This is a genomic window from Bacteroidales bacterium, from assembly GCA_018334875.1.
Classification (GTDB): domain Bacteria; phylum Bacteroidota; class Bacteroidia; order Bacteroidales; family UBA12077; genus JAGXLC01.
In genome coordinates this window covers 1-3,391 of the sequence record JAGXLC010000432.1, presented here as the reverse complement: position 1 = coordinate 3,391, position 3,391 = coordinate 1, and the positions used below count along the sequence as shown (strand labels likewise).

Genomic DNA, 3,391 nt, shown 5'->3' with positions numbered 1-3,391 from the left:
TTCTGCCGGGGTGTTGTACAAGGCCATCAAAATGTTTGAAACAGAAATGGATCAAAAATAATGATTAAAGCCTGCATCATTCGCCCGAATGTCTCATAAAAGATTAAGGGGCGAAGCCCCGACAGATAATAGCACAGGGTGAAGCCCCGACGCAGTCGTGTGAAACCCTGTGTAAAGTAAAACAGCCAATGCGCGTGAAGCTCTGAAAGAGCGACAGGTAGCATATATATGGCAGGATCATGAAATAATCAAATTTTAGATTAAATCATAATACAAAACAATATACAATCCGCTAAAATTTAATTATGCCGGTATATCAACTTTACAGAGAACAAAAGATACCATCAACCTTGCAGGAAGTCTGGGATTTTATAGCTGCTCCCAGCAATCTTCAAAACATCACACCGGAATACATGGGATTTGATATTACTACACGTAATCTCCCTGATAAGATGTATCCCGGCATGATCATCATCTACAAGGTCAGCCCTTCCCCCGGAATTAAAATGAACTGGGTAACGGAAATTACGCATATCAGCGAACAAGAGTATTTCGTGGATGAGCAGCGATCAGGGCCTTATAAGATCTGGCACCACGAGCACAAGATCACTCCGGTAGACGGAGGTGTGCTGATGACCGACCTGGTTACCTATCAACCTCCTTTTGGCTTCCTGGGAACAGTGGCCAACCGGTTTTTTATCAGCAACAAGTTAAATGAAATTTTTGAATACAGAAGGAAGAAGCTGACAGAGATCTTTGGGCAGATAGAACAGAATAATTCCGATTAGGAAGAATCTATTTAATTATAAATTATTCAATGAACAAGGCAAATCTCATCTTTCCGCACCAACTGTTCGAAAACAGTCCGCTTATTGATAACGGACATCCCCTTTACCTTGTTGAGGAATCTCTTTTCTTCAATCAATATGCCTTTCACAGGCAAAAGCTGGCATTTCACCGGGCAAGCATGAAATTTTACCAGGATTACCTGGATTCAAAAGGTATTGAAGTAATATATATTGAAGCCCATGAGAAGCTTTCCGATGTCAGGTCCCTTATTTCTAAACTGGCAGAACGAAACATCAAAGTGGTACACTATATCGATCCTACGGATAACTGGCTCGAAAAAAGAATAGAAAATACAGCAGGAAAAGAAAACATTGATCTGGAGAAACACCCTTCCCCGATGTTTTTGAACACCAAAGAGGCATTAAGGGAATTTTTTAAACCCCACAAGAAAAAATTTTCCCACAACGATTTCTACATCCGGCAGAGAAAAAAACACAACATACTGATTGATGATCAAAAAAGGCCAGTTGGAGGCAAATGGAGCTTTGATGCGGATAACCGGAAAAAATATCCCCGGAACAAACAGGCACCTGTCATTGAATATCCTCAGGCAGATGGTTACTTTCAGGAAGCCCTGGAATACGTCAACAAACATTTTCCGGATAATCCCGGGTCGCTTCACCCCTCGCCAATCTATCCTGCCAATTTCAATACAGCCAGAGAATCGTTGCAGCAATTTCTGGAAAACCGTTTTGCAGCATTCGGGCCCTATGAAGACGCCATTGTTGCTGAGGAAAGCATCCTTCATCACAGTGTATTGTCCCCGCTTCTGAATGCAGGCCTGATCACACCCGGCGAGGTTATGGACACCACCCTCAGGTTTGCCGGGGATAATGATATCCCCCTCAATTCACTGGAAGGGTTCATCCGCCAGATCATAGGCTGGCGGGAATTTATCCGGGGGATGTATGAATTCAGGGGAAGTCAGGAACGCACCAGGAATTTCTGGCAGTTCAGCCGCAAAATACCCCCATCCTTTTATGATGGAACAACGGGTATAGATCCCGTAGATGTAACCATCAAAAAAGTCCTGAGCACCGGCTATTGTCACCACATCGAGCGGCTGATGGTGCTTGGCAATTTCATGCTGCTTTGCGAATTTGATCCGGATGAGGTGTACCGCTGGTTTATGGAACTGTTCATCGATGCCTACGACTGGGTGATGGTGCCCAATGTTTATGGCATGAGCCAGTTTGCCGACGGCGGGATGATGGCAACCAAACCCTATATCAGCGGAAGCAACTACCTGATGAAAATGAGCAATTATCCGAAAGGACCCTGGCAAGATACATGGAACGCACTTTTCTGGCGCTTCATGCACATTCATCGGGATTTCTTCACCCAAAACCCACGGCTTGGCATGCTGGTGAGGAGTTTTGATAAGATGCCTGAAGAGAAGCAGAAACATCTGCTTCAGACTGCATCTGATTACCTGGATAGAATACAAAACACTAAACACTAAACACTAAATTCTAAATTCTAAATTCTAAACTCTAAATTCTAAACAAATTCCAATGTTAAATTCGGCAGTTGCCGGAGATCAAAAGATTTCTAAGAAGGCACTAAGCAGCTTTATTAGCTATAAGCATAGAAATTATTTTACTGACAAATAACAATCTACAACAGTCTCTAAGTGCCTTTTACCTCAAAAGATGGCTTTTTAGACCAAACGCTTTGTCGTTTTAAAATTTATTTGTTTTGTTCATTTGATATTGTTTAGAATTTAGAATATTAGAGTTTAGTATTTTGGATCATCAGGTATGTGGTTATAGTCACTAATTATCATACATTTCCATGGAAATCCTGCCTGCCTTACGTTAAAAATCTCAAATTTCTGCAGACAGAAAGGTTACCTTATGTTAAAAATCCTATATTTCTGCAGAAAAACAGCTTCCCTGATGCAGGGCATCGCATATTTCTGCAGTAAGAAGGCTTACCCGACGGAGGGCATCGCATATTTCTGTAGAAAAATGAGTTACCCGATGTTCGGAATCTTATATTTCTGCGGACAGATGGCTTACCCGACGTCAGAAACCCCATATTCCTGCAGAAAAGTGCCTTATCCAACGTCCGGAACCTTTTGTTTCTGCGGAAAAAAGGCTTGCCCGACATAAGTAACCCCCAATTTCCAAAGTAAAATGCCATGCCCGATGTCCGGTATCTGCTTTTTCTTCAGAAAGAAGGGTTACCAACCATTCTTTGGGAACCATACCTTAGCCTATCCACAGACTGTGCACTCCGGCATCTGCCGTAACCAGGGGTGCGCGCGGAAAGGAAAAGAGAATGGGGAAATGGTTTTGGAACAAATAAAAACATTGTTATAAAGGTCTTTTTTTTATCTTTACGGTTCAACTTGATCACAAATAAAGACCGCATAATCCCATGCATCTGCCTTTATTACAAAATCTCCTGATCATCCTTGGTTTTTCTGTAATCGTTGTCTTCATATTACAGCGATTCCGCCTGCCATCCATCCTGGGTTTTCTGATTACCGGGATCATCATAGGACCCGATGGCTTAAACCTCGTTGGTACCGGACACG

General features: G+C 42.5%; 2 protein-coding genes. Both read left to right on the top strand.

The window, feature by feature from the left end; translation table 11 throughout:
- Window positions 1–305: 305 nt before the first annotated feature.
- Entirely contained in the window at window positions 306–788 is a 483-nt protein-coding gene (locus KGY70_19350; GenBank protein ID MBS3777359.1) for an SRPBCC family protein, read from the top strand.
- A 29-nt stretch (window positions 789–817) separates the two neighbouring features.
- The gene (locus KGY70_19345; GenBank protein ID MBS3777358.1) at window positions 818–2,311 is read left to right on the top strand and encodes a cryptochrome/photolyase family protein; all 1,494 of its coding nucleotides are present in this window, start codon (window positions 818–820) and stop codon (window positions 2,309–2,311) included.
- Window positions 2,312–3,391: the final 1,080 nt, after the last annotated feature.